The sequence below is a fragment of the Lysinibacillus phoenicis genome (assembly GCF_047238325.1).
GTDB classification, from domain to species: domain Bacteria; phylum Bacillota; class Bacilli; order Bacillales_A; family Planococcaceae; genus Lysinibacillus; species Lysinibacillus irui.
This window is the reverse complement of record NZ_JBDFMP010000002.1, coordinates 4,433,153-4,459,171: the sequence shown is the minus strand read 5'-3', so window position 1 is coordinate 4,459,171 and position 26,019 is coordinate 4,433,153. Positions and strand designations below refer to the sequence as shown.

At 37.3% G+C, this 26,019-nt stretch carries 29 protein-coding genes; 15 read left to right on the top strand and 14 right to left on the bottom strand.

What is annotated here, in order from left to right:
* Positions 1–77 precede the first annotated feature (77 nt).
* Positions 78–1,193: a flavodoxin-dependent (E)-4-hydroxy-3-methylbut-2-enyl-diphosphate synthase gene (gene ispG, locus ABC382_RS23875; protein WP_274793752.1), complete on the top strand. Its 1,116-nt coding sequence runs from the start codon at positions 78–80 to the stop codon at positions 1,191–1,193.
* Between the two features lie 12 nt (positions 1,194–1,205).
* Positions 1,206–1,778, top strand: coding sequence for a 5' nucleotidase, NT5C type (locus tag ABC382_RS23870; RefSeq protein ID WP_274793753.1), 573 nt, complete (start codon positions 1,206–1,208; stop codon positions 1,776–1,778).
* Between the two features lie 124 nt (positions 1,779–1,902).
* Here the strand turns inward: ABC382_RS23870 and ABC382_RS23865 are convergent, their stop codons facing one another.
* Positions 1,903–2,031 carry a hypothetical protein gene (locus ABC382_RS23865; RefSeq protein ID WP_274793754.1) on the bottom strand — a complete coding sequence of 43 codons (129 nt, stop codon included), beginning with the start codon at positions 2,029–2,031 and terminating at the stop codon, positions 1,903–1,905.
* Between the two features lie 199 nt (positions 2,032–2,230).
* Here ABC382_RS23865 and ABC382_RS23860 point away from each other — a divergent pair, with 199 nt between their 5' ends.
* The 6 genes from ABC382_RS23860 to ABC382_RS23835 all read left to right on the top strand — a co-directional run bounded on the left by ABC382_RS23860 (position 2,231) and on the right by ABC382_RS23835 (position 6,757).
* Complete coding sequence (locus tag ABC382_RS23860; RefSeq protein WP_274797352.1) at positions 2,231–2,716, top strand: hypothetical protein; 486 nt, start codon at positions 2,231–2,233, stop codon at positions 2,714–2,716.
* A 155-nt stretch (positions 2,717–2,871) separates the two neighbouring features.
* Positions 2,872–3,276 (top strand): MerR family transcriptional regulator, encoded by a 405-nt coding sequence (locus ABC382_RS23855; protein ID WP_312506842.1) that lies wholly within the window; start codon positions 2,872–2,874, stop codon positions 3,274–3,276.
* 32 nt (positions 3,277–3,308) lie between these two features.
* Positions 3,309–4,643, top strand: a complete 1,335-nt coding sequence (locus ABC382_RS23850; protein WP_274793755.1) for a hemolysin family protein — start codon at positions 3,309–3,311, stop codon at positions 4,641–4,643.
* Between the two features lie 103 nt (positions 4,644–4,746).
* The gene (locus ABC382_RS23845; protein WP_274793756.1) at positions 4,747–5,151 is read left to right on the top strand and encodes a hypothetical protein; all 405 of its coding nucleotides are present in this window, start codon (positions 4,747–4,749) and stop codon (positions 5,149–5,151) included.
* 141 nt (positions 5,152–5,292) lie between these two features.
* Positions 5,293–5,742 carry a helix-turn-helix domain-containing protein gene (locus ABC382_RS23840; RefSeq protein WP_274793757.1) on the top strand — a complete coding sequence of 150 codons (450 nt, stop codon included), beginning with the start codon at positions 5,293–5,295 and terminating at the stop codon, positions 5,740–5,742.
* Positions 5,743–6,022: 280 nt separating this feature from the next.
* On the top strand, positions 6,023–6,757 hold the full coding sequence (locus ABC382_RS23835) for a metallophosphoesterase (protein ID WP_274793758.1): 735 nt from the start codon (positions 6,023–6,025) through the stop codon (positions 6,755–6,757).
* 54 nt (positions 6,758–6,811) lie between these two features.
* Here ABC382_RS23835 and cyoE read toward each other — a convergent pair whose 3' ends face one another.
* The 5 genes from cyoE to ABC382_RS23810 form a co-directional block, all read right to left on the bottom strand.
* Positions 6,812–7,753 carry a heme o synthase gene (gene cyoE / locus ABC382_RS23830; protein ID WP_274793759.1) on the bottom strand — a complete coding sequence of 314 codons (942 nt, stop codon included), beginning with the start codon at positions 7,751–7,753 and terminating at the stop codon, positions 6,812–6,814.
* A 314-nt stretch (positions 7,754–8,067) separates the two neighbouring features.
* On the bottom strand, positions 8,068–8,721 hold the full coding sequence (locus ABC382_RS23825; protein ID WP_274793760.1) for an alpha/beta hydrolase: 654 nt from the start codon (positions 8,719–8,721) through the stop codon (positions 8,068–8,070).
* Positions 8,722–8,759: 38 nt separating this feature from the next.
* Positions 8,760–9,317, bottom strand: coding sequence for a hypothetical protein (locus ABC382_RS23820; RefSeq protein ID WP_274793761.1), 558 nt, complete (start codon positions 9,315–9,317; stop codon positions 8,760–8,762).
* Between the two features lie 136 nt (positions 9,318–9,453).
* The gene (locus ABC382_RS23815; RefSeq protein WP_274793762.1) at positions 9,454–10,155 is read right to left on the bottom strand and encodes a tetratricopeptide repeat protein; all 702 of its coding nucleotides are present in this window, start codon (positions 10,153–10,155) and stop codon (positions 9,454–9,456) included.
* A 97-nt stretch (positions 10,156–10,252) separates the two neighbouring features.
* A complete protein-coding gene (locus ABC382_RS23810; RefSeq protein WP_274793763.1) occupies positions 10,253–10,732 on the bottom strand; it encodes a thioredoxin family protein in 480 nt (159 codons plus the stop codon).
* 194 nt (positions 10,733–10,926) lie between these two features.
* Here ABC382_RS23810 and ABC382_RS23805 point away from each other — a divergent pair, with 194 nt between their 5' ends.
* Entirely contained in the window at positions 10,927–13,221 is a 2,295-nt protein-coding gene (locus ABC382_RS23805) for a YhgE/Pip domain-containing protein (protein ID WP_274793764.1), read from the top strand.
* Between the two features lie 80 nt (positions 13,222–13,301).
* Positions 13,302–13,808, top strand: coding sequence for a PCYCGC motif-containing (lipo)protein (locus ABC382_RS23800; protein WP_274793765.1), 507 nt, complete (start codon positions 13,302–13,304; stop codon positions 13,806–13,808).
* 437 nt (positions 13,809–14,245) lie between these two features.
* On the opposite strand, the gene ABC382_RS23795 is transcribed toward ABC382_RS23800, so the two are convergent.
* Positions 14,246–14,782 carry a hydrolase gene (locus ABC382_RS23795; protein WP_274793766.1) on the bottom strand — a complete coding sequence of 179 codons (537 nt, stop codon included), beginning with the start codon at positions 14,780–14,782 and terminating at the stop codon, positions 14,246–14,248.
* 372 nt (positions 14,783–15,154) lie between these two features.
* Here ABC382_RS23795 and serC point away from each other — a divergent pair, with 372 nt between their 5' ends.
* Positions 15,155–16,243, top strand: coding sequence for a 3-phosphoserine/phosphohydroxythreonine transaminase (serC, locus tag ABC382_RS23790; protein WP_322611578.1), 1,089 nt, complete (start codon positions 15,155–15,157; stop codon positions 16,241–16,243).
* A gap of 269 nt (positions 16,244–16,512) precedes the next feature.
* Positions 16,513–16,872: a hypothetical protein gene (locus ABC382_RS23785; protein ID WP_274793768.1), complete on the top strand. Its 360-nt coding sequence runs from the start codon at positions 16,513–16,515 to the stop codon at positions 16,870–16,872.
* Positions 16,873–16,931: 59 nt separating this feature from the next.
* Here ABC382_RS23785 and ABC382_RS23780 read toward each other — a convergent pair whose 3' ends face one another.
* From ABC382_RS23780 to ABC382_RS23770, 3 genes are read right to left on the bottom strand one after another with little or no spacing between them, the layout of a single operon-like run.
* Positions 16,932–17,366, bottom strand: coding sequence for a Fur family transcriptional regulator (locus ABC382_RS23780; protein WP_274793769.1), 435 nt, complete (start codon positions 17,364–17,366; stop codon positions 16,932–16,934).
* Positions 17,366–18,226 (bottom strand): metal ABC transporter permease, encoded by an 861-nt coding sequence (locus ABC382_RS23775; RefSeq protein WP_274793770.1) that lies wholly within the window; start codon positions 18,224–18,226, stop codon positions 17,366–17,368. The genes ABC382_RS23780 and ABC382_RS23775 overlap by 1 nt, the downstream gene beginning before the upstream one ends.
* A 14-nt stretch (positions 18,227–18,240) precedes the next feature.
* The gene (locus ABC382_RS23770) at positions 18,241–18,987 is read right to left on the bottom strand and encodes a metal ABC transporter ATP-binding protein (RefSeq protein WP_274793771.1); all 747 of its coding nucleotides are present in this window, start codon (positions 18,985–18,987) and stop codon (positions 18,241–18,243) included.
* A gap of 167 nt (positions 18,988–19,154) precedes the next feature.
* On the opposite strand from ABC382_RS23770, the gene ABC382_RS23765 reads away from it, so the two are divergent.
* Positions 19,155–19,391 carry a Nif11 family protein gene (locus ABC382_RS23765; RefSeq protein WP_274793772.1) on the top strand — a complete coding sequence of 79 codons (237 nt, stop codon included), beginning with the start codon at positions 19,155–19,157 and terminating at the stop codon, positions 19,389–19,391.
* A 51-nt stretch (positions 19,392–19,442) separates the two neighbouring features.
* Here the strand turns inward: ABC382_RS23765 and ABC382_RS23760 are convergent, their stop codons facing one another.
* Together ABC382_RS23760 and ABC382_RS23755 are read right to left on the bottom strand one after the other, a co-directional pair.
* On the bottom strand, positions 19,443–20,336 hold the full coding sequence (locus ABC382_RS23760; protein ID WP_322611579.1) for a deoxyribonuclease IV: 894 nt from the start codon (positions 20,334–20,336) through the stop codon (positions 19,443–19,445).
* A 12-nt stretch (positions 20,337–20,348) separates the two neighbouring features.
* A complete protein-coding gene (locus ABC382_RS23755) occupies positions 20,349–21,650 on the bottom strand; it encodes a DEAD/DEAH box helicase (RefSeq protein ID WP_274797354.1) in 1,302 nt (433 codons plus the stop codon).
* 398 nt (positions 21,651–22,048) lie between these two features.
* Here ABC382_RS23755 and vrrA point away from each other — a divergent pair, with 398 nt between their 5' ends.
* Together vrrA and ABC382_RS23745 are read left to right on the top strand one after the other, a co-directional pair.
* Positions 22,049–22,540 (top strand): VrrA/YqfQ family protein, encoded by a 492-nt coding sequence (vrrA, locus tag ABC382_RS23750; RefSeq protein ID WP_274793774.1) that lies wholly within the window; start codon positions 22,049–22,051, stop codon positions 22,538–22,540.
* Between the two features lie 73 nt (positions 22,541–22,613).
* Positions 22,614–23,582: a 4-hydroxy-3-methylbut-2-enyl diphosphate reductase gene (locus tag ABC382_RS23745; protein ID WP_274793775.1), complete on the top strand. Its 969-nt coding sequence runs from the start codon at positions 22,614–22,616 to the stop codon at positions 23,580–23,582.
* Positions 23,583–23,628: 46 nt separating this feature from the next.
* On the opposite strand, the gene ABC382_RS23740 is transcribed toward ABC382_RS23745, so the two are convergent.
* Both ABC382_RS23740 and ABC382_RS23735 read right to left on the bottom strand, forming a co-directional pair.
* Complete coding sequence (locus ABC382_RS23740; RefSeq protein WP_274793776.1) at positions 23,629–24,330, bottom strand: response regulator; 702 nt, start codon at positions 24,328–24,330, stop codon at positions 23,629–23,631.
* Positions 24,331–24,345: 15 nt separating this feature from the next.
* A complete protein-coding gene (locus tag ABC382_RS23735) occupies positions 24,346–25,926 on the bottom strand; it encodes an ATP-binding protein (protein ID WP_431812197.1) in 1,581 nt (526 codons plus the stop codon).
* Between the last annotated feature and the right edge of the window lie 93 nt (positions 25,927–26,019).

Here is a 26,019-nt window from a genome sequence, read left to right as displayed (position 1 = left end):
TGTCCTTATTTTCTTACACTGCTAAAATAAATGACAGTGACGGCTGAAAATAGTGGCCCGAAAAGGAGAGAAAGTTAATGAGTGAAATTTGTCACCGTTCAAATACACGTCCTGTACGTGTCGGTAACTTAACAATTGGTGGTAGTAATGAATTATTCATTCAAAGTATGTGTACAACCAAAACACATGATGTAGAAGCAACAGTTGCGGAAATTCTTCGTCTTGAGGAAGCAGGCTGTCAGATTGTTCGTGTTGCTGTACCAGATGAACGTGCAGCAGATGCGATTGCTGAAATTAAAAAACGTATCCATATTCCATTAGTAGCTGATATTCATTTTGACTATAGATTAGCATTAAAAGCCATTGAAAATGGTATTGATAAAGTACGTATTAACCCAGGCAATATTGGTCGTAAAGAAAAAGTAGAAGCGGTTGTCAATGCTGCCAAAGCAAAAGGTATACCAATCCGTATTGGTGTAAATGCTGGTTCATTAGAGCGTCATATTTTAGAAAAATACGGCTATCCTACAGCAGATGGTATGGTTGAGTCGGCTCTTCACCATATTAAAATTTTGGAAGACTTGGACTTCCACGATATTATCGTATCGATGAAGGCATCTGACGTAAATCTTGCTATTGAAGCCTATGAAAAAGCCTCTAAGGCCTTTAATTACCCGCTACATTTAGGTATTACTGAATCAGGTACGCTATTTGCTGGTACCGTAAAATCAGCAGCAGGACTTGGAGCCATTCTATCAAAAGGAATTGGGAACACATTGCGTATTTCACTATCTGCTGACCCAGTAGAAGAAGTAAAAGTAGCACGAGAACTATTAAAATCATTTGGTCTAGCTTCAAACATGGCTACCCTAATCTCTTGTCCAACATGTGGACGCATTGAGATTGATTTAATTTCCATTGCCAATGAAGTAGAAGAATATATTTCGAAATTAAATGTACCTTTAAAAGTAGCTGTATTAGGCTGTGCAGTAAACGGCCCTGGTGAAGCACGTGAAGCAGATATCGGTATTGCCGGTGCACGTGGCGAAGGCTTACTATTCATGAAAGGGAAAACGGTCCGTAAAGTCCCTGAAGAAACAATGGTGGAAGAGCTGAAAAAAGAAATTGATAAATTGGCGGCAGAAATGGAAGAAAAGCGCGCCGCAGAAGAAGCTCAAAAAGCGAATGCCTAAGGAGGTACTAGCATGAAAAAGCCCCGCTTTGGTATTGATATTGATGGGACTGTAACATGTCCAAGTACACTCATTCCACATATTAATAAACAATATAACGTAAATATTACGCTTGATGACGTTTGCGAATACGATTTTTTATCTGCCTTTCCACACCCTGTTGACCGAGGTGCCTTTAACACATGGTTTAAGGAAAATGAGCCGTACATGTATGAAGTCTCTGAAGTAGCAAAAGATGCAAAAAATATTCTAACTGCTTGGAAAAACAATTTCGAGCTGTATTATATTTCTGCACGAGGTGAAAATGTAGCAGATATCACTGTTAATTGGTTTAAAACGCAAGCTATCCCTTACGATCATATCGAACTTCTCGGTAGCCATGATAAATTGGCTGCTGCAAAAAAACATCATGTAGAAGCTTTTTTTGAGGATAAGCACGATAATGCGGTGATGCTTGCTGAAGAGCTAAAAATTCCTGTCGTATTATTTGATACACCGTATAACCGTCTGGCTGTCCCTGACAACGTTGTAAGGGTTTATAACTGGCATGAAGCAAATCAATTTATCACAAATTATTTCAAATAAGAACAGAGTCGTGTTCCAACATGGACACGACTCTTTTCATTCTACCGTTATATGTCATAATTTTGAATAAACATGCATTTTTCAAAAAAATTGAGCCCATGATGGCAAGTTCAATTCCTTTTCACTAAACCTCCAGAATTCCTCGTAACCAACGCTCCACAAAGTTTTCAAAGGTAATACCATAAGTATCATAAACAGCATGATAAACAAAATACGTCCCTAATCGATCAAGCATCTCATCATTAATTTTCATCACAAACCGCTCCCTTTCTCCTCAATATTTTACTAAATTTTCAGACTTTTATACTTCCAAAATGCCGAACAATCAAGTGGAGGTCGCATCGTTGCAAAACCGTCACAATCTGCCGCCTTCATGCCCTTTCTTCGTATTTTTCTTTTCGATAAGATAGTAATAACAACTTACTAGACTGGAGGGACTACTTGTGAAATGGATGACAAAAGTTGCTTGTATGTCATGCATCTGTGCACTACTGTCTGGCTGCGGTGATCGAATATCAGAAATAAAGGATGCTGCTTCGGGCATCAATTCAGCGGCCAACTCCGCAGCTAGTGCAGTTAGTCGAGATGTACATGCTATACGCGCTATAGACATTAACTATCAAGACACATCATTTACAGTTAATGACCTATTTAAAACTATTTTACGTGACATACGCTGGGATTATGACCCCGAAAAAAATGAGCTACATGTGAGAGGTACTTGGCAGCCCCCACTATTTTCTGACCAGTCATGGAATAAAGAGATGAAAGAAATGCTTGCTGAAGCTGGTGTTGTGACCGTTTCATGTAAAATAATCGATGACAAAATTGATAGCTCTCAAACAAAAGTAACTCTTACATATAACGGGGAAATTCTCTTAGAACAAAATGGTGAAGATGCACTCCATCACCTATATGATACCTATTTACTTCCATAAACATAGTAACGTTTCTGGCATTCAACTGTGTCAGAAACGTTATTTTTTCCATCGAAGAAATCTTACAATTTTGAAATATCGATACCAATCATTTGAATTAATAAAAACCATCACGTTATAATTAAAGCATCACGTGATGGTTTGGAGGTGTTTGCATTGGGACAGATAAATTAAAAATTGGCGAGCTTGCAGAAAAAACTGGCATAACGAAACGAACAATTGATTACTATACAAATATTGGTTTGTTGGATGCAGAGCGTTCTGCAACGAATTATCGCTACTATGACTCTACTATGATTGAACGGCTTCATTTTATTGAACGACGCAAACAACAGGGGCTTACACTTGTGGAAATCCAACATGAAATGAACATCACACCATATGAAGAAATTGACGTACAAATGCTTCGTTTAAAAATGCAAGACTTAGAGCATGATGTCACTTCTCTGCTAGAACAACTAGATAAGCAAGATCATAAAAAAATTGAACATATAAAGAAAAACGTTTCCCCTGAAAGTATTGCCTTAATGCAATCTTTACTATTACTCATTCATAATTAGGAGGTGACGTTCTGTTTCTACAGAACGACTATTTGGAGACCATAATAAACTTATCGATTTTTACCATTTTATTAGCATTAACAGGCTTTTTCGTGGCAACAGAATTTGCCATTGTAAAGGTACGTTCCTCAAGATTGGATCAGCTAATTGCAGAGGGCAATAAAAAAGCGATTGCTGCAAAACATGTTGTTAGTCATTTAGATGAATACTTATCTGCCTGCCAATTAGGTATTACAGTAACAGCCCTTGGTATCGGGATGGTTGGAGAAAAAACGTTTGAATTTATGCTTCATCCTCTATTTGAAGTGGTCGGCATTTCAGATAAGTATATGACGATCTTTACGATTGGTACGGCCTTTGCCATTGCCACATTTTTACATGTAGTAGTTGGTGAGTTAGCTCCAAAAACTGCAGCCATTCAAAAGGCAGAAACGATTACCCTTCTATTTGCAAAGCCCATTATGTTTTTCTATAAAATAATGTATCCGTTCATTTGGTTCTTAAATGGCTCTGCACGCGTTTTGGTTGGTTTATTTGGCATGAAGCCTGCTAGTGAACATGAGCTTTCACATACAGAGGAAGAATTGCGTTTATTGCTATCTGAAAGCTTTAAAAGTGGTGAAATTAATAAATCCGAGCTGAAATATGTGAATAATGTCTTTGAATTTGATGAACGTATTGCTCGTGAAATCATGGTTCCCAGAACAGAAATTGTCGGGATTGAACAAAATGAATCCTTTACAACGATCATTCATACTATTGCCGCTGAAAAATATACGCGCTACCCTATTTTTGATGGTGACCGCGATAATATTTTAGGCTTTATCAATGCAAAGGAACTTTTTACACACGGCTTACTCGAACAACTTACAGACGAGACATTAGTACTGGAAGATTTCATTAACCCAGTTATTCGAGTCATTGAAACAATTCCTATTCAGGAACTACTCGTACGCATGCAAAAAGAGCGCATCCATATGGCCATTTTAATGGATGAATATGGAGGTACATCTGGACTAGTGACTGTTGAAGACATCTTAGAAGAAATTGTTGGTGAAATCCGAGATGAATTTGATGATGATGAAATTGCAGATATTCGAAAAATTACAGATCATCACTATATATTAAATGCAAAAATGCTTATAGAGGATGTTGAAAATCTATTAAACATTACGCTAGATGCAGAGGAAGTAGAAACTTTAGGTGGTTGGTTCTTAACTGTCAATAATGGCATAAAAGCATCAAAAAACATTGAGCTCGACTCCTTTGTTTTTAGCATCTATGAGCAGCAAGGACATCAAATTCACTATATCGAGGTTCGACCTCTCAGAAAAACAGCCTCCGTCATAACAGAAGTACAAATGTAATGGTATAGCAAGGCTCCCAAAAAATTATTCCTTATTCCATTAATAGCCATCGCACTATATAATGAGTATAGCAATAGGATTCTAGTTTCAGGAGGCAATATTCATGACATTATTTAAGCTATATCATTCAGACGGTATTCATATTATTTCTGATGTAAAAAAACACAAAACAAATATTGAACTAAAAACAATTACAGGCGAAGTCCTATATATTATCGTAGTGACAGATGAAAACTACACAGTGTACGACGATCGTTTTGCGGGTGCTTCTAAGCAATTAAACTCAGTAGAAGCTTTCGATATTGATGGCAGTTTTCGCAGTCTAGATTTCGATAATATGCGTTCTTTATTTAAAGAAGCCTTTACAAAGCTTTTACAGGAGATTGCTGAATGTGTTCAAAATAAAGAGGAGCTAGTCGATATTGATACGCTTCGCCATAAAGTGAGCGCACAAATTAAAGGCATCCACTTCCGTGTCATCTCCGATACGAAAAAATATGAGATTTAACATTCAACAGACTGTTCTATAATGAACAGTCTGTTTCCTTTTACCTCGTTTCTCTTCCCAACCCACTATTGAAACAGAAACACGTCATCTTACTTTCATGTATAATGGAACATAACAATCTGAAAATAAGGGGTGTTTAGGATGAATCGTGAACAATTAATCACACTCATTTCAGAAAAACTGAAATTAATCCGCACAGAAAAAACTTTTACACAGGATCAAATGAGTGATTTACTAGGACTTTCCAAGAAAACACTAGTCCAAATTGAAAAAGGTCGTATTCTAGCAGGATGGACAACCACTGTTGCCGTTTGCACGCTATGTCGTGACAGCACCATTTTACAGCATGAGCTTGGTGGCGATCCTTTAGAGGTTGTAGATTTAATTGCGAATAATGGCACATTACAGCCAAAAGAAAAAACAATGGGTGGATACATATGGTGGAAAAATATAAGTGAGCATGATGGTTTTCGTTTACAGCAAAATGTCATTAGCCAGCATTTCCGCATTTTAGACAACAATAACTTTCGTCTTATTTCAACCTTTGATGAACAAATAGCTACGAAGGCATGGGAAAAATTGAAGCTTTAATCTTATAGCAAGCTACTTTTCTTTGCTCGAACAGTAGAAGCTTTACTAGTTGCTTCTACTGTTATGCGTGGTCTTCTCCCCTCTCTTCCCCTCATCCCACTAGACAAATGAATAAAGAAATAAAATCACCTATCATATGATAAAGTAAAAAATAGTAGTAAGAGAATTGTTTCTTTGAAAGTTCTATGAAATAAGTCCAAGAGAAGCTGGAACAGTCGAAATTTGTAGAATAATTCTCTATACTGAATAGTAGTGGTACTATTAGAAAGGATGCTCGTAAATGAATCGAATACTAGCAATTAGTGATATACATGGAGAACTAGGGCTGTTAGAAGAATTGCTTTTAAAAGCAAACTACGATCCACAAAGCGACCAGCTTTTTTTACTTGGTGATTACATCGACAGAGGTCCCTCTTCTAGTGGTGTATTAAATTTAGTTGGTGAACTACAAGCATTGGGTGCAAGGGTGTTGCTAGGAAACCACGAGGCCATCATGCTGAATGCCTGCCGTTCTGGCCTTGCTAAGCCATGGAACCATTGGGTGGGGCTATGTGGTGGAGAGGCCACACTGGCAAGCTATGGCTACCAATTAGAAGACTTTGAGGAAGCGATCCAAAGCAATACTTTGCCTAGCTTTATTAAAACATTGCCAAAACTTGAAGAACATTTACAATTAATCGAAACCTTTGACATCTATATTGAATTAGAGGATGCTATTTTTGTCCATGGTGGTGTTGTACCCGAAGTCGCTATAGCTGACACCGATCCTATGAGATTGCTTTGGATTCGTGAGGAATTCCATGCAGGCTATCATGGGGATAAAACGGTTATCTTTGGCCATACCCCTACTTATAATCTACATCAAAATCCAACCGATTATCGGGTGTATTTTGGGGAAAATAATATCATTGGCATTGATGGTGGCGCTGTTTTTGGCGGACAATTGCATGCATTTGAGTGGCCAAGTCGCCGAATTTTTTCAGTGGATAATAAAAAACCAACAAGTGAAGAGTAACTTGTTGGTTTTTTTGTTTTTGTAAGCTCAACATGCAGAGGCGTAATAGGGTTATTAATATAGTTTAAAGATAACCCCTACTAGGGAGTACACAATGACTGTTGAGAATAGTATTGTCATATGGAATAGTGAAAAGACAAACATTTTTGTAGCCCATTTCACTTGATCTGTATTACTGTGATAACCATAAATACTCATCGCGAGCCAAGCAATACTTAATATTAAAGCCACAAGCATAATGCCTACACTTAACGAGCCAAATAAAAAGCTTGATAAAATCAATAAGATTAAATAAAAATTAGTTTGATAATACGTACGGCGCATTCCTTTTACAACAGGTAGCATTGGCACACTAGCTGCTTCATAGTCTATACGTTTGCGAATCGCAATGGCATAAAAGTGAGGCATTTGCCAAATCACCATCACAAAAAATAAGCCTAGTATTGCAGGGTGCGTAACGTCTGAAGAGACAGCAGACCATCCAATTAATGGTGGTACTGCACCACTAATACTGCCAATTTCCGTATTATATATCGTACGACGTTTTGTCCACATTGTGTATGGGACAACATATAGGAATACACCTAATAACCCAAATGCAGCAGCTAATGGTGAAGCAAGTGCTAACACAGCTACTCCAATAATTAACATGACGACAGCTAATGATAAAGTCGATTTCGCTGACATTTCCCCTGTTACAGTTGGTCGATTTTGTGTACGGGGCATAATTGCATCAATATCACGGTCATAGACATTATTAAATGCCCCTGCTGCTCCAATTACAAGGGCGGAACCGATTGTTGAAAAAATGATTTCAGGTATATTGTCTATAAACGCCATTTTATTTTTGTACATGCCTAGCGTTAAACCAGCCCACATAGGAATTAAATTGGATTTAATAATCCCTGTTTTGACTGTTTGCGCTAAAATAGTAGAGCGTGATGAATTCCCACGTGAGGATTGCGGTTTATGCTCCGTTTTCAGATTTTGTTCCATTCATTTTAATTCCTTTTCTCCATAATTTCTAAACGCTTCCCTCGATACGAAGCGACAAAATTTGCATCTAGCACATCAAATTATTATTTTACCCCTTTTAGATGGGTTCTGTCTCTATGTTCACATAAAGTACATGTTTTCATCTAATAAAGCACGCTCATTCACAACATCTTCTATGATACCACCGACTGACATGAATTTGAACCTTCTTGACTCGATTCTTCCAATCACTATTGGAGAAAAATAATTTAATACAATGTTTCATGTTGAAGCAACTAAAAAAACCGAGACAATATTTTGCCTCGGATTTCTACTTATTGAATTTCTTCCTGTAGTTGCTGTGCTAAAAACGTCACAAGGTCACGCATATTTTCTGGCGTTACACCATGTCCATCTGGATATTGTTTAAATGTCACCGTAGCACCAAATTGTTCAAAGATCTCTTTGCTTTCCATGCCCCATTGAGAAGGTATTACATAATCATAATCTCCGTGTGAAATAAAAGCATGCAAATGGTCTACAGAGCGGATGGCATATTCCTCAGTAACAAATTTTGGTGTATAGCCACTTAATGCGATGATCCCAGTCACTAAATTCCCCATAACAAAGGCAAGTGATTGAGCTAATACTGCACCTTGGCTAAAGCCTAATACAAATACTTTATGAGGATCAATTTGATATTCATCAATGGCCTCTAATATAAATCGTTGTAATGCCACTAACACTTTATCGAAGATAGCACGATCTGGTTGCCCTACCTCTTGAATGGTGAAAAATGCATAGCCAGGATGTTGGGTAATTGGCCCTCGTAAACTAAAAATATGACATTGCTCTTTGAATTCCTGCACTAACTGTGGTAAATCATCCTCATGACTGCCCATACCATGCAGTAAAAAAATAGCTGGGTATTTTTTAGTAGGGTCCATATTTGTTGGTTGTGTATGTTTAAAAGTAAATGGTGTATTCATTCAATCAATTTCCTTTCACGTAAACCTTTGTAACAAAGTTAGCATAATTTCGTTTTATTAATCAATCCATCTGTATGGTAAGCAATATAACCATTAACAATACGGATAGTCTCTTGTGGATCTGCGTCAAAGAGAATTGTTGATTGCTCTGGCGTTGATACAAGAACAGTTAATAAATCCATGCGCATGGAATGACCAGCAGAGCTATACGCATAGTCATAAATAATCGCTTCTTCCGTCATGCCTTCCGTCTCATACTGCTTGTGGAATAAGTCCTTTGCTGCATCTAGTTGCTCTGCCACTTGTTGACGAATTCTCATCTGATGCATTAATAATTCCTCTTCCAAAGCTGCAGGCTCTAGCCACTTTTTCGCTTTAAGCATTTTTAAAAATTCTTGCTCCCACGCCTGTTCATTTTCAGTAAAATAAAGCATATTAACCATTAGCATATCCCAAAAGTCCGTTGACGTTTTAGCTGATTGTCGCTGCATGGCAATTGTTTCTTTAAAATGCTCTTCTACTTTTGTGATATTCATATTGCGAACTAAATGATTACAAACGTTTTCAATAAACTTATTTGCCACTTCTTGTGCCATAAAAATCCGTCCTTTATATCTACAAATCATTTTCTTTCTTATCATACCATGATTGTGAAATATGGCAACGAACCCAGCTCACTTGATTTCTAAGTAAAAAGGATGTCTCCGTAGCTATTGGAAACATCCGATTATCTTATGAGAAAACATAGCTATCCATATTGTTGATTGTATTTTGAATGGCATCTTTCAATGATTTTTGCTCTTCGCCACAAGAAGCCAGCGCATCCTCCAAAGTGAGTGCCGCATTCGCCATAAATGGAGCCATTTGCAGATCCTTGGCTAATTGAATAAGTACAAGAGCTCTATTCCATTTCCAACGAGGATTTGTGGGATCTAGCTGAATCGCTTGCTCCAAATAACCAAGCGCATCGAAAGGTATCCAGCCAAAGCGGTGCATCGTCTGCCCTGTGATCCCCCAATAGACAGCTTTATCTGGATTTTCCTTCACTGCTTGTTGGAAGCAGTGAACACTCTCATTGTAATGATGTGCAAATAAGAACAGCTCCCCTTGTGTAAAAAAGGATTGTGCTTTATCTGATGGTGTTCCTGTTTTCGCCACTTCCTCCAATTGCTGAATACGCTTTGCAAATGCCGCTTCATCTTTTATTGCACGTATTTCAGCTACTAGATCAGATTCTGGATAGCTTTCGTCAGCTCGTTCTATATGCTGAACTTCTAAATGAGCAGTTGGCTTTGGATAGTGATCCAATTCATACTGTTCTAATAAATTGATATATTTTTGTGCCAGTGCTTTTTCCTCTTCATTTGTTACCTTCTTCGCTAATTCATAGCATTTCATTAGCTCGCCATTATAAAAATATTCATCCATTGACATTGACATTTCCTCCAGTGTACAACTTTTCAGTATTTTTAGTATACACTACAAAAACAAAAAGAGATTGTATCAAAATTTGACACAATCTCGCTTTTCTCTATTTTTTTAACACTACAGTATTTAAGAATGTTCTTAAATCTTCTTCTTTAAGAGCTCCTACAAAGCGATTTACTTCTTTACCATCTTCGAAACGAATAAATGTTGGCGTTGCTTCAATATTATATTTCTCCCATAAATCTTCATATTCATAGACATTCAATTGTGCAATATCAACACCTAATTCATCAGCAATTGGCATTAACTCTGGTGTAAATGCTTGACAGTGTACACAAATTGGACTGAAGAAGTAAGCATTGACCGGTTCACCCGCTTTAATTTTAGCTTCTAGTTCATCTGGTAACATAATGTTTTGATAGTTTTCATCATCTAATTGATCAATTGTTTCTTGTTTTAGCTTTTTATCGCCATAGGGGTTGTTTGCACTTTCTAACTTACTTTTGTTTGAGACATTGGTAAGCACAATAATTGCTGCAAATAAGACAACAATAACGGAACCAATAATTAATAATTTTTTCACTAAAGTAGTGACCTCCTTTTTCACACTAAAAGCCTAGTTTTAGTGTATTCGCGATTGATTATAAAGTTTTTCAAAAACCTAGTAAACTAATTTGCCTTTAAATGAAGATATTTCACATTTATAACATAATTTTAAGTGAATTTGGGAACATACATAATGAGAGTTCATGCAAAATTTGAATGTGGGGTGATTAAATGAAAAACTCGTTTCAGCATGTGTTTCAAATTTATTCAAAGGATATTCGCAACATTGTTACAAACTGGGTTGTAGCTGTCATTATAGGAGGGCTCATCTTCCTTCCATCTCTTTATGCCTGGCTTAATATTTATGCCTCCATGGACCCATACGCCCACACATCTAATATGAAGATTGCTATTGTAAATGAAGATACTGGAACAAATGTCCGAGGGGATACAATCAATGTCGGAAAGGAAGTTATAGAAAATTTACGGACAAATAAAAGTTTTACTTGGGAGTTAGAAACGGAGAAAAAAGCGATTGATCATTTAAAAAATGGCGATTACTTTGCCGCCATAGTCATTCCCAAAGATTTTTCCGAAAAGCTAACGTCGATTCTTACAGATCAACCAACGAAAGCCCATATCGACTATTATGTAAACGAAAAAAAGAATCCTATTGCCCCTAAAATAACAAGTAAAGGAGCAAGTGTTCTTACTCAGCAGGTTTCGAATGAATTTGTATCGACTGTTAATGGCACTCTTTTTTCTATTTTTAATACAATTGGCGTTGAAATGGAACGTGATATTCCTGATTTCCGCAAATTTGAAAACTATGTCTTTACCATAGAACAGCATTTACCTGATATCAACTCATTTTTAACACAAGCATCTAAGCAAGGAAAAGATGCCAATCAATTATTGAATCAAGCTCTTACACAAATACCCCAAGTGGAACAATTGACAACGGACGGTTTAACGACCATTCAGAAGGGTTTACATTTAGTAAATGAAGCGGATGCTCTATTTAATGAGCTATCTCCAGTTATTAAAAAGGATGTCGCAACTGTCCAACAGATTGCACAACATTTTTCAGATATCATTACTAAATTAAATAATATTAACGTCGATCCAACTTCTATTGCAGAAAAGAAAGAGGCAATTAAAAATCAATTGACAAAGTCCAAAGATAACATAAGCAATAGCATTCAAACGCTGGAAGCATTGCAAAAATTAATTCAAGCAGATGCTACCACTCGTAAGCAATTGGTTGATTCCTTAACTGCTGTCATCACTTCTTTACAGGAAAGTAATGCCGAAGACAACCAACAACTCATTGAACAGCTTACAACGATTCGAGAAGCCTTACAGCGTAATCCAAGCTTTAATGATTCAACTACAGGCGCACTTAACGCATTACAACAATTGCACACTTTACATGATGATGTTCTAAATAAAATAGAACAAATAAAGCCTATTGATAAAGAAGTCATCAAACAAGATGTCGCTGCCATACAACAAATCGCACAAAACGCAACGGCCAATTTGCAAAAATTTCTATCGTACTATAACGATAGTTTAGAACCGCAACTTCGATCGACGTTATCTAGTGCTCAACAGACATTAACGAATGCTTCGACGATGCTGACCAATGTAAAACAATTCATTCCTCAGGCAAAAGATAAATTAACACAGGCCAAAAATACACTAGGAACAGCCAATAATGCCATTCAAAAAATACAAACGGAATTTCCAACTTTAAGTTCAAAAATTAAAGAATTAGCAAATAAACTACGTACACTTGAAGAGGAAGCAGACATTGCTGAGATTGTGCAATTATTAAAAAATGATGTCAATGCTGAACGTGACTTTTTTGAGGAACCCATTAAACTAAAGGAACATCGCGTATTCCCAATTGCAAACTATGGCACGGCCATGACACCGTTTTACACTGTACTATCTATTTGGGTTGGATGTTTATTATTAATTTCCTTATTATCTGTGAATCTTCATGGAGATACGTCTTACAGTATTCGAGAAATTTACTTTGGCCGACTATTAACATTTGCAACATTTTCTTTTATTCAAACACTTATTATTACCATCGGAGATATTTTCTTACTTGATGGGTCTATTCAAGCACCCGCCTATTTTGTATTATTTGGTCTTTTCATCAGTCTCGTATTTATAACCGTAGTCTACACACTCGTATCTGTCTTTGGGAATGTAGGTAAAGCATTAGCTATTGTGATGCTCGTTCTGCAAATTGCTGGCTCTGGTGGAACTTATCCGATCGAATTACTACCAAGGTTTTTCCAACTAATCAATCCTTTTTTACCTTTTACCTATGCCATTGAAATGATGCGTGAGGCAGTTGGAGGGATTATTTGGACATCTGTCTGGACAGATCTCATCTTCTTAATTGGTTTCTGGTTTATTTTTATCCTGTTTGGCTTTTTCTTAAAAAAGTTATTGAGCGAGAAAATGGAACATTTCATGAACAAAACACGTGGATTAGATATATTTCATTGATTTGCAACAAGGCTGCCTGTAAATGTTTAAGAGAACAATGTTATAATGGAAGTATTGTAAACATGTAGGAGGCGCTATATTTGAAGAAAACACTTTCTATTTTTGTTATATTGGCTTTACTGTTATTAAGTGCATGTGGGGAAGATAAAAAAGAGGCTGAAGCCAACCAAAAAACTCAGGAAGCTTCACATGAAGGTCACTCACATGCTACAGGTGATATTCAGGAGGAAACCGCTTCTGCAGACATCCTTCCATCCTTTTTAGAAGATAAACAAGAAAAGATTCGCTTAGTTTATCAAATCGCTGGTCAATCAACTGAGATCCTAGAATGGATGCCATGTTATTGCGGCTGTGGCGAATCAGCTGGCCACAAAAATAATTTAAATTGCTTTATTCAGGAAAAACGCGAGGATGGTTCCATCGTCTGGGATGATCATGGAACAAGGTGTTTAGTTTGCTTGGAGATTGCTGTCCAGTCAGCACAACTGCATAAAGAAGGAAAGAGCCTAAAAGAAATTCGTCAGTACATTGATGATACTTATAAAGAGGGCTATGCTAAACCAACACCAACTGAGATGCCTGCATAAAAAAGGATCACTTTTGTGTATTGTAGTGGAAGGTTTCTTGTCCATGAAATAATAGATATGAGTAAAATAAATATGAAATTGAAAGGCAGAAACGCTGAACAACGTTTCTGCCCTTTACTTTTTATTATATGAAAGTATATTTTGGAAAAGCCTCTATATTGTTTCAAGTGGTTTTTCTTCCCTATTCGAAGGATGATATATAAAAAACACTTTCGATAGAAATGTGCAACAATATTATGGTTTTATTCACATCCAATTGCTGGGATTGAATTGAAATATGGACAATTTGGTCATAGCAGTGGTTCTTAGTGAAGTTCATCGTAATATGAAAGTGAATAAAATGGGTAAAATATTATCTTAATTGCAAAATATATAGGGCCGATCGTTGTTATTACAATGATTGTATGATAAAGCCAATAGTTTATTTTTGATGAACTCTACTTTACAAGCTGTAAAATGGTTTTAAATTGTGGATGGTCAGCACGTTGTAAAAGCTCATATAAAATCATTTCAGTACTAGTTGAATGTATTCCGAGTGCATTCAGCTTGCTCAGTCCGATTTCTTTATTTGCCTTAGTACGAGAAGAAACGGCATCTACTACAACCTCTACTTCAAACCCCTGTTCCTTTAATTGTCTTGCTGTTTGGTACACACAAATATGTGTTTCAATGCCTGTTACAATAAATTGTGTACGTCCCGTTTCTTTCAATTCCTTTACAAATGACTCTTCTTGCCATGCGCTAAAGGCCATTTTAGCAATAGGTTGTCCTTGTAAATGCTGGGCTATATCTAGTGCTGTTCCTCCTAAACGACTAGGGTTTTGTTCTAGCCATAATGTAGGTACTTCAAGGGCTTGCATGGCTTGTACTAACTTTGCTACATTTTCAATCATCACTTCACTATCATCTACAATTGTCGCTAACTTTCCTTGTACGTCCACAACTACTAAACAAGCTTTCTCTACTGTAAACATTATGAACACCTCGTTTTCTATTCTCTAAATTATTATACAAAAAACTTGCATTACCTGTCGTAAAGAAAGGTAATTCTTTTATCAAACATCAAATTTCAGGGCATCTAGATCGAAGCATTTACCCAACTAGAAACACGAACATTAAAAACGAATATTTCAACAAAAATATTTTAAACACGAAAAATATCATTTCATTTCAAAAAATAACTTCGTTTCGTTCGTGTTTACTCCGAAAAACATGCTCAATTGTGTACATTTTGTTGCGAGCCTGTCGCTATTCTGCTCAAATATTAAGAATTTTATTTTTTCTCTTGAAAATTACGGTATAATCCAGTAAAGTTCTGTTATTAACCAAACAAGGAGTGTACCACTTTGACACAACGTGCATACAATTTCAACGCAGGTCCATCTGCACTTCCACAAGAAGTATTAGAAAGAGCTCAACAGCAATTAGTAAACTTCCGTGATTCAGGTATGTCCATAATGGAAATGAGTCACCGCAGTGCTATTTTTGACGACGTACATAACGAAGCTATTGCTTTATTAAAAAAACTATATGCCATTCCAGAAAACTATGAGGTACTATTCCTACAAGGTGGAGCAAGCCTTCAATTTACAATGGTTCCTATGAACTTTTTGACAGCTGATCAAAAAGCTAGCTATGTACTATCTGGTTCATGGTCTGAGAAAGCCTTCAAGGAAGCTAAATTGTTTGGTACACCTGTTGAAGCGGCCAGTACAAAAGACAATCAATACCGTAATATTCCTGCCTTAGAAGACATTCAATTCAATGATGATGATGCTTATGTTCACATTACATCCAACAATACAATTTACGGTACACAGTGGAGAAATTATCCGGATACAGGAAATGTGCCATTAGTTGCTGACATGTCTAGTGATATTTTGTCAAAGCCAGTGGATATTGAAAAGTTCGGAATCATCTATGCAGGAGCTCAAAAAAACCTTGGGCCTTCAGGTGTAACGGTTGTCATCATTCGCAAAGATTTACTAGAAAAAGCGAATAAAAATATTCCAACTATGCTGAAATACACAACACATGCCGATAGTAATTCGCTTTATAACACACCACCGACATTTGGAATCTACATGCTAGGAGAAGTATTGAAATGGGTAGAATCTAAAGGTGGCGTAGCTGAAATTGAAAAACACAATGAATTAAAGGCAAAAGTAATTTATGATGCCATTGATCATAGTAATGGCTTTTATAAAGGCCATGCTACAACTGATAGCCGTTCATTAATGAACATTACATTCCGTGTGACAGATGAGGAGCTTGAAAAACAATTCCTTGCTGAAGCAAAAGCTGCCGGCTTTGTTGGACTAAATGGGCATCGATCTGTAGGTGGCTGTCGTGCTTCTACTTACAATGCGGTACCTCTTGAGGCTTGTGAAGCTTTACGAGACTTTATGGTAGATTTCCAACAAAAACATCAATAATCATAGGGTAGACGACGAAGATTTACGTTTCTGTAATGACTCGTCGTTTTTTTGTGGGTGTAACCGCAAATCTATCCCGATATGAATATCTTGCTTTAGCATTTATAGCATTTTTTTTACTTAGGGCTTTCCTCACTACGCAAGATTTTGAGAAAAATATAGATTATTGAGTAGCCTATCGGACATATTGCCAACCTCTCTTTCCTCACCAAACATAGATTATTACTGTAAGGGTACCCTTACGAAACTAGAAGAAGGGAGGTATTACAATGGAAGATAGACGATATATGACTCATATGAACTGGCAAGGCTGTAAATGTCAGAAAAAAGAGGAAAAATGTCATTGTCGCAAAGAAAAAGAAGAAAAATGTTCTTGCGAAAAAGAAGAAAAATGTACACCAAAAATGAGCAGTAATTGTAGAGGTTGTATTTGCCAACAATTAAGAAAATTAGAGCTTGCAACTACACTAGATATATTCTTATCTGGCGGTATTAGCTTCTTAGGTGTGACTTTCATTTCCTTTGATCCACGAAATTGCTGTGCATACTTCTTTGAGCCAGGTGCAGCTGCATCTCCTTTAATTGTAGATTGTAATAAAATTGTTGCGATTCGTAGAACAGCAGCTTAATAAGTTGAGAGGGTAGCCCTATACAGGAACTACCCTCTTTTTACACAGAAAAAACTCTGTCAGTATTCATTTGACAGAGTTTCATGCTTACAATCCGGGCATTTGCCATAGATTTCAAACTTATGATTTTCAATCTCATAGTCAGGCAATTTTTCTCCCAGCATTTCCATCGGACAAAGATTAAGCTCTTTAACATTCCCACAATCCATGCAGATGAAATGATGGTGATGATGAGCAGATTCACAGTGCATTCGAAAATTTCGTTCACCAGAAAGCTCCGTTTCTTCTAATATTCCAAGCTTCACAAAAGTAGCAAGGTTGCGATAGATCGTATCAAAGCTCATCCCTGGAAAATCCTTTTTTAAAACATCCAATAAATCTCGGGCTGTTAGATATTTATCTGTTGCAGCAAACATATCTAATATTAATTCTCGTTTATCTGTTTTTTTATAGCCATTTTCTTTTAATATTTCCCACGCTCTTGAAATATTCATTACGCTACCTCCCCCTGCTTTGCAGCCATTTTAAATGCCACTTTCTTTCCTAGGATGACAAGTAACAAGATTAAAATCGATGTGACAACAATCGTACCTCCAGGCGCTAAATCCATATAAAATGCACTGATTAAACCAATTAATACAGCAGTTTCTCCAAAAATAATTGCATAGATGATGGTTTGCTTAAAGCCTTTTGCTAAGCGCATCGCAGCCGCGACAGGTAACGTCATCAGCGAGGATACTAATAAGATACCTACTATACGCATACTCGCCGCAATAACAAGCGCCGTCACAATCATAAATAAAAGATGAACCCATCTTGCAGGCAGTCCACTTGCCTTCGCATATTCCTCATCAAACGATAAAACAAACAGTTCCTTAAAAAATAAAAACAAAAAGAGAATGACAACAGCAGCAATTCCAATAACGACCCATAAATCTTGACGAGACACAGCAGATACCGAGCCAAATAAATAGCTCATTAAATCTGTGCTAAAGCCACTGGCAAGGGAGATAAAGATCGCACTAATCCCAATGCCTCCTGACATAATGATAGGAATGGCAAGCTCCTCATAATGCTTATACAAGCGTCTTAGTCGCTCAATTAAAATAGAGCCACTAACAGATGCTAGTATTCCTAGATAGATAGGATTGAGCAAGGCTAATGCTGTTACCGATTGACTGATATATAAGCTCCCGGCTATTCCAGCAAGTGTGACATGTGATAAAGCATCCGCAATCAAGGATAACCTACGTACAACAATAAACACACCTAAAAGTGGCGCTAGAATGCCTATTAATAACCCAGAGAAAAAGGCATTTTGTAAAAATTCATAATGTAAAATTGCTTCAATCATAGTGCCTTCCCCTTCTAATGAATCTTTCTTACAGAATGACCATACCAAGCGTCTAGTGCATCCTGTGAAATAGTATCAAATTCATTTTTATAGCCGTGAAAATGAATTGTTTGATTTAAGCATGCCACATGGCTAATGCGATTCGATACCGTATCGACATCGTGTGTGACAAGAATCATCGTAATTCCTTGTTCCCGATTTAATTTCGCCAGCATATCATAAAATGACTGCACATTCTCATGATCAATACCGACAGTTGGCTCATCTAAAATGAGCAATTTGGGATCACTAACTAAAGCTCTCGCAATAAAAACTCGTTGTTGTTGTCCACCTGATAGTTCACCAATATTCCGATGCATAAAAGCATCCATACCAACAGCCTTTAATGCTTCTTGGACCTTCCCTTTGGCATCTCGTCCTGGTCTTTTAAAAAGCCCTAATTTTTTCGTTAATCCACTTTTCACGACCTCTTGAACGGTTGCTGGGAATCCAGAATTAAAGGCATTTGATTTTTGCGAGACATACCCAATCCATTCGCGATGTTTAAAGGTTGCGCTTGGTTCGCCAAATAATTTGATCTCCCCTGATAGAGGCTTTAATAAACCTAAAATGATTTTTAATAATGTTGATTTGCCCGAACCATTCGGACCTAGAAGTGCTAAAAAATCACCCTCTTCTACACGAAAAGAAATGTTTTTTAAAACTTGCGTATAGTCATATTGAAATGACACATTTTCGATGTCAATAAGTGTTGTCTTCATGCATGATCGCTTCTTTCTAATTCAAAATCATTACGATTTACAAGTTGTAAGTATATAGGAAAGTGCAGTTTTTGTAAAGAAAAGAAGATGGATGTTTAACAAATGGCTAAATCGCAAGTGTGTACATGATTTCGTGAAAAATAACATGTGATAAAGGAGGATTGACTTTGAGTATTCAATTTTTACAGCAACTAGCACAAAGCTCTGATAAGGAAATTGTCGCGATTGCTCGTGAAGAAGGCTTCGACATTACGACTTCTGAGGTAAAAAAATTGCGCCCTTATTTGGAGCAATTCACATTCTCTTGGCTATTTTTAGGTATTCCTAAAGACATCCTTGTAGAAGTGGAGGCAGTATTAGGTAGAAAGCGCTCACGTCAACTTATTGCATTATTTACAAAATAACAAAATAGTGCCCGAAATCAGCATCATCGACTGATTTCGGGCACTTGTTCGTTACCCTTTTAACGCTTCAATTAGCTCAGGCTTAAATGTGCCGTTACGCAACATCTCAATTTCAACTTTATAAGGTGCTGCCTTCGATTTACTATCACTGTTTGAAGGCACAAATGGCGTTTCTAAAATTTTAGGAATATCCATTAATTGCGGATGATGCACTACATAGTTTAATGCGTCAAAACCGATATGGCCAAAGCCAATATTTTCATGGCGGTCTTTACGGGCGCCTCGCACATTTTTTGAATCATTAATGTGTAGAACTTTGATGCGATCTATGCCTATTATTTTATCAAATTCTTCTAGCACGCCATCAAAATCTTCAACAATATTATAGCCAGCATCATGTGTGTGACATGTATCAAAGCATACAGAAAGACGTTCATTATGTGTGACACCATCAATAATTTTAGCAAGCTCTTCAAAGGAACGACCACATTCGGTCCCCTTCCCCGCCATTGTTTCTAATGCAATTTGAACAGGGAAATCCTGCGATAATACCTCATTCAAGCCTTCAACAATTTTCGCAATTCCAGCTTCAGCACCCGCACCTACATGCGCACCAGGGTGCAAGACAATTTGCGTTGCCTCTAGTGCTGCTGTGCGTTCAATTTCTGATTGTAGAAAATCGACTCCAAGACGGAATGTTTCTGGTTTTTCCGTATTCGCAATATTGATAATGTAAGGAGCATGCACAACAATATTTGTCATACCATGCTCTTTCATATGAAGTAGACCATTCATAATGTTCAGATCGGCAATCGCTTTACGACGTGTGTTTTGCGGTGCTCCTGTATAAATCATGAATGTATTTGCTCCATATGACAGTGCTTCTTTACTTGAGCCAAGCAACATCTCTTTCCCACTCATTGAAACATGTGAGCCAAGTAGCATGTAAAAAACCCCCTATTTTTTACCTCGCGCTTTTAAACGACGTTCACGTTTTTTTATTTTTTCCATTTCCCATTTCATATTACGCTTATAGCCTGGTTTAACCTTTTTAGGCTTACGCACCAATGCCTTCGCTTTCACATCGATTTCATTCTCTTGTTTCACGCGATTTTTACGTGCATGACGCTCTTTTAACTCAGACCATTCTCCATTTTTAACGTCTTTTTGCACAAAAGGAATACCCATTTTCTCTACACGAACTACTGCATCTTCATCAGATGGCTCAAATAAAGTAATGGCAGTTCCTTTATTACCTGCACGGGCTGTACGTCCAACACGGTGAATAAAGAATTCTAGGTCCTCTGGAATTTCGTAATTGATAACATGGGAAATTCCTTGAATATCGATACCACGTGCTGCTAAATCAGTCGCAACAATGTATTGATATTCTAGATCGCGAATTTGTTTCATCATCTTTTTACGATCACGTGGACTTAAATCACCATGGATTTGTCCACAACGGATACCATGTTCATTTAAATAACCGGCAACTTGCTCAGCTGTTTTACGTGTATTAGTAAAAATAACAGCTAAAAACGGATTAATACCTTCAATTACTTCTAATAAACGTTTATTACGCGATTTAGAGCGTACTGGCACAAGCACAAAATCAATACCCTCTGCCACTGGTCGCTTATCGTTCATTTGAATATGCACTGGGGCATCCATATATTTTTTTAAGAAAGGCTGAAGTTTTTCAGGAATCGTTGCAGAGAATACAAACATTTCAAGCTTCTCTGGCATTTGAGAAGCAAATCCATCAATATCCTCGATAAAGCCCATATCAAAAGCTAAATCAGCTTCATCAACAACTAGGATTGGTGCCGTATGCACAAATAACGCTTGTGCTGAAACAAGATCACGAATACGTCCAGGTGTCCCAACAACTATTTGTGGTTGTGTTTTTAATTTATCAATGGAGCGTTGCTTGTCCGTACCCCCAATAAATAGCTTTGCTTGAATAGCTGTTCCTTCTATTAACTGATTTAACGCATCAAATATTTGTTGTGCTAGTTCGCGTGTAGGAGAAGTAATAACAGCCTGAACTTCCTGTCTCTCTACATCAATACGTTGAACTATCGGAATTAAAAAACTATGTGTTTTCCCCGTTCCTGTATGTGCCTGTCCAATAGCACTTTTCCCTTTTAATAAAAGTGGAATAATTTCTTTTTGAATTGGTGTCGGTTCTGTAAAGCCTAGTTTTGCAATGGCGTCCTGCAAAAATGGCTGAAAATTGTAATCAGTATATTTTGACATCATTCGTTCCTCCTAACATCTTTCTCATTGTACCATGATTCGAACTTTAAGGTATATTTACATCCTATATATTACAAGCATAAACATAATTTAAACGTTTTATGATTACCGTAACAAAAGCCCTTATCAAAGGTACTTGAAATAAGAAGAATATGCAATCAAAAATACGAATACCACAATGCCAGAAACCCTGGGTACTGTAATTTTTAGCATCATGAAAAACGCCGAGAAGTTGTCACTCGCCGTTTTTGTCGGTTAGAAACGACCATTTTCTTTAGACAGTGATCCTATGTCATCATTGTTTTCTGTTTCTATATCGAACCCTCCCACTAGCCTTTGCATATCATAGCTATAGTCAGGTATGTCATCAATGAAAAACAAGTAGAAAGGAGATCATTATGGTATTTCGACCACCTTATCAATATCCTATGTATCCCGGTGGCATGAGAATGCCCATGCAAACACCACCACAAATGTCACCGCAGTCCTTTTACCAGCCTGGAGGCTTTCCTGTTCAACCACGAATTCCAGGCGGCTTTCCGATGGCTAATGGAATAGGTACCTTCGGAGGGCAAATGCCAACGCCACCTGTGCAGGAACCTTCTAAAATCGGTTCGTTCTTACAACAAGCAAATAGCTTATTCAATACAGCTAAGACCTATACACCTTATATTCAACAAGCAATGCCGATGGTAAAAAATATACCCTCGCTATTAAAGTTATACAAAGGATTCCAAGGCCTTCCATCCGCTGGGTCAGCTAGCGCTGATACTGCAGGAAGTGATAAAAAAGCTTCAACTGGAAGTAGACGATCATCAAGGCAAAGTGCATCATATACGCCTCCTGAACCACTTCCATCTAAACCACGTATCTTCCAACCACCTATGTAAATGAACGTTTCTTTGTATTCGCCGTCCCTGTCCGTTATAATGTAGATAGGTAAGCTTGAAAGGAGTCACAACCATGCAAGTATTAAAAATTAATCCACGTGGCTATTGCTACGGTGTTGTTGATGCGATGGTCATCGCTCGGAATGCCGCACTTGATAAAACATTACCAAGACCTATCTACATTTTAGGGATGATTGTGCATAATAAACATGTCACAGATGCGTTTGAAAAGGACGGAATCATCACATTAGATGGTGAAAACCGCCTAGAAATTATTGAACAAGTTGAAACCGGTACTGTCATTTTCACAGCACATGGTGTTTCACCTGAAATTCGTGAGATTGCAAAGCGAAAAGGCTTAGTGTCCATTGATGCCACATGTCCTGATGTAACAGTTACCCACGATTTAATTCGTGAAAAATCGGCTGAAGGCTATGATATTATTTATATCGGAAAAAAAGGACATCCCGAACCAGAGGGGGCCATTGGGGTTGCGCCTGATCATGTCCACTTAGTACAGTCCTCAAACGATATTGATGCGTTAAATTTAACGAATGATAAATTACTGGTGACAAATCAAACAACAATGAGCCAATGGGATGTTGCCCATTTAATGGATAGTTTAAAAGAAAAATTCCCTCATATCGAGGTACACAAAGAGATTTGTTTAGCGACACAGGTTCGTCAAGAAGCTGTCGCTCAGCAAGCTGGAGAAGCGGATTTACTCATCGTTGTGGGAGATCCTAAATCCAATAACTCAAACCGCTTAACACAAGTTTCCGTTGAAATTGCAGGAACACCATCCTATCGAATTGCGGATGTTTCGGAGCTTAAAATCGAATGGTTAAAAGGCATTAATAAAGTGGCAGTTACAGCAGGTGCCTCAACGCCAACTCCAATTGTCAAAGAGGTTATTACTTTCCTTGAGCAATTCGATGAACATGATGCCGCTACACATATAATCAATCGTACGGTGACATTAGAGAAAATCTTACCAAAGATTAAAACACCGACACCAGTTGATAAAATTATGCCTTATTAATAAAAACAAAAAATCCTGATTGCTTTTTGGCCAATCAGGATTTTCTTTATTTACTAAAATAATAGTTTATAGGTCGCCCAATACCTCCATAATGGACATCCATTGTAATTTCTTCTTGTTTCTCTAAATAGTCTAAATATCTTCTTGCGGTGACACGAGCAATTCCTACACCACTTGCTACGTCTTCTGCAGATGCACCATCGACCGAATGTAAAAAGTGCACAACCTTTTCAAGCGTTGTACGATTAAAGCCTTTCGGAAGATTATTTTCCGACCCTAGCGGAGCTGATTGTTCCACGTTAGTTTGCCCATCACGATAATGAAATAATTGATCCAATTCCCGCTGTGTGAGTTCCTGATCTGATTGTGTTTGCTTCTTAAAACGTAAATAATTATCAAGCGTACCTTTGACCCGTTCAAATGAAAAGGGCTTCATAATATAATCAAAGACACCTAGATGCAGTACTTGTTTCACTGTCTCCATATCATTCGCAGCCGTGACGGTAATAACATCCACTGGTAGGTCTAGTTCACGTATTTTTCGTAAGCTCGTAATGCCATCTTGCTCTGGCATAAAAATATCCATAAAGATTAAATCAGGCTGATGGTGACGTATTTGCGTAATGCCTTCAAGACCGTTAGATGCTTGTCCAATCACTTGAAAATGTTCAACCTTTTCAATAAATTGACGATTAACCTCTCGTACCATCGGATCATCCTCAATTAATAATACTTTGATCTGCAACACTGTCCGTCCTCCCTGTTATGCATAATAAAAGGTTATTAAAAAACTCGTTCCTTTGTTAGGTTCACTGATGACTTCGATATCACCCTGTCCTTTTTCAATGATTTCCTTTATTAAAAATAACCCTATTCCTCGGTCTTTTTGCTCTTTTGTAGAATAACCATTATCAAATATGTGCTGCTTGATTTCCTCCGTCATGCCTATACCATTATCGGTTACTAAAATAGCTAAGACATCATCGTCTTCATCTACTGAAACATGAATCACTTTCTCTTCAACTTGTGCATCCTTTAAAGCATCAAAAGCATTTTCTATTAAATTACCAAATAGAATAACAAAATCATGATGATCCAAGTTAGGTGGGAATGACGTTAAGCGACTTTCACGATCAACTTCCAGACGAATTCCTTGTTCCTTTGCATAGGAAATTTTACTAAGCAAAAGCCCTGAAATATTTTCATTTTTTATACGTTCATTTAAAAAGTTGGTGATTTCATCGTGTTCTTCTTTTACTTGCGTTAAGTATGACAAAGCCTGTTCATGATGTCCAAGCTGTAAAAGACCAGCTATAGTATGCAGTTTATTTTTATGCTCATGTGTTTGCACACGAAGTGCTTGTACAAATGCCCTGACACCTGTTAATTCTTCAGCAAGCTTTTTCACTTCCGTACGATCTTTAAACATTGCCACTGCCCCGACGGTTTTTCCGTTGACTTGAATCGGAATACGATTACTCATAATACTATGATTATTAATATAGAGTTCACGGTTAAATAATGGTTGATCTAGCTCCAAAATTTCAGGAAGTCGAGTATCGGGAAGGACATGAAAAATTTTCTGACCAATTAGTGCAGATGGTTTTTCATGTACACCTAATATGTCACATGCTTTTTCATTAAAAATCGTTATCGTCAAATCATTGTCGATGGCAATGATTCCTTCATGCATGGCATTAAACGTTTCTGTCCGTTCTACATACATTTTGGCAATTTCATGAGGCTCTAATCCAAACATTTGTTTTTTCATATGAAGCCCTAATGTACGCGCACCCCACGCACTAAAGATTAATGATAAGATGACAGTAATGATAAGCTCTGTTTGCATTGATTGCAGCAATTCTACAACGGTAAGAACACTGTAACCAACTATCGTAACACCAATTTGTTGTCCCTTATTATTCATAATCGGTACAAATGCTCGAACCATATCACCATGTCCCCCATGAGCGATTGACGTATAATAATGCTCTGAAAAAGCAGCGTTTAAATCACCAGATTGGGATATTCGTCCAAGCTCCTCGCTATTTGGATGAGAGTATTTGCGTCTTTGCATATCTAAAACAACAATATACTTCGCCCCATTTATATCACGGATTTCTTCAACTATTGGGTTAATATGTTGTATCGCCTCATTAAAATTTTTATCGGTTATATAGGTTTTTATTTCGGGAAGCTGTGAGACGGTTTTTGCCACAAGTAATGCTTGATCACTAAGTTGGGTCTTTTGTTCATTCATCACAAACCCCAACAAAAAAGTGCCACCAATACTAAAGGAAAGCATCAGAATAAAAAAAGTCAGCGACATAATTTTTCTCTGCATAGATAACTTTTGAAATATCAAAATGATTGCCTCCCTCCTACTATATTTTAGCTTACTCCATATGTTAGAATAACAAAAACATCAGAAAATACG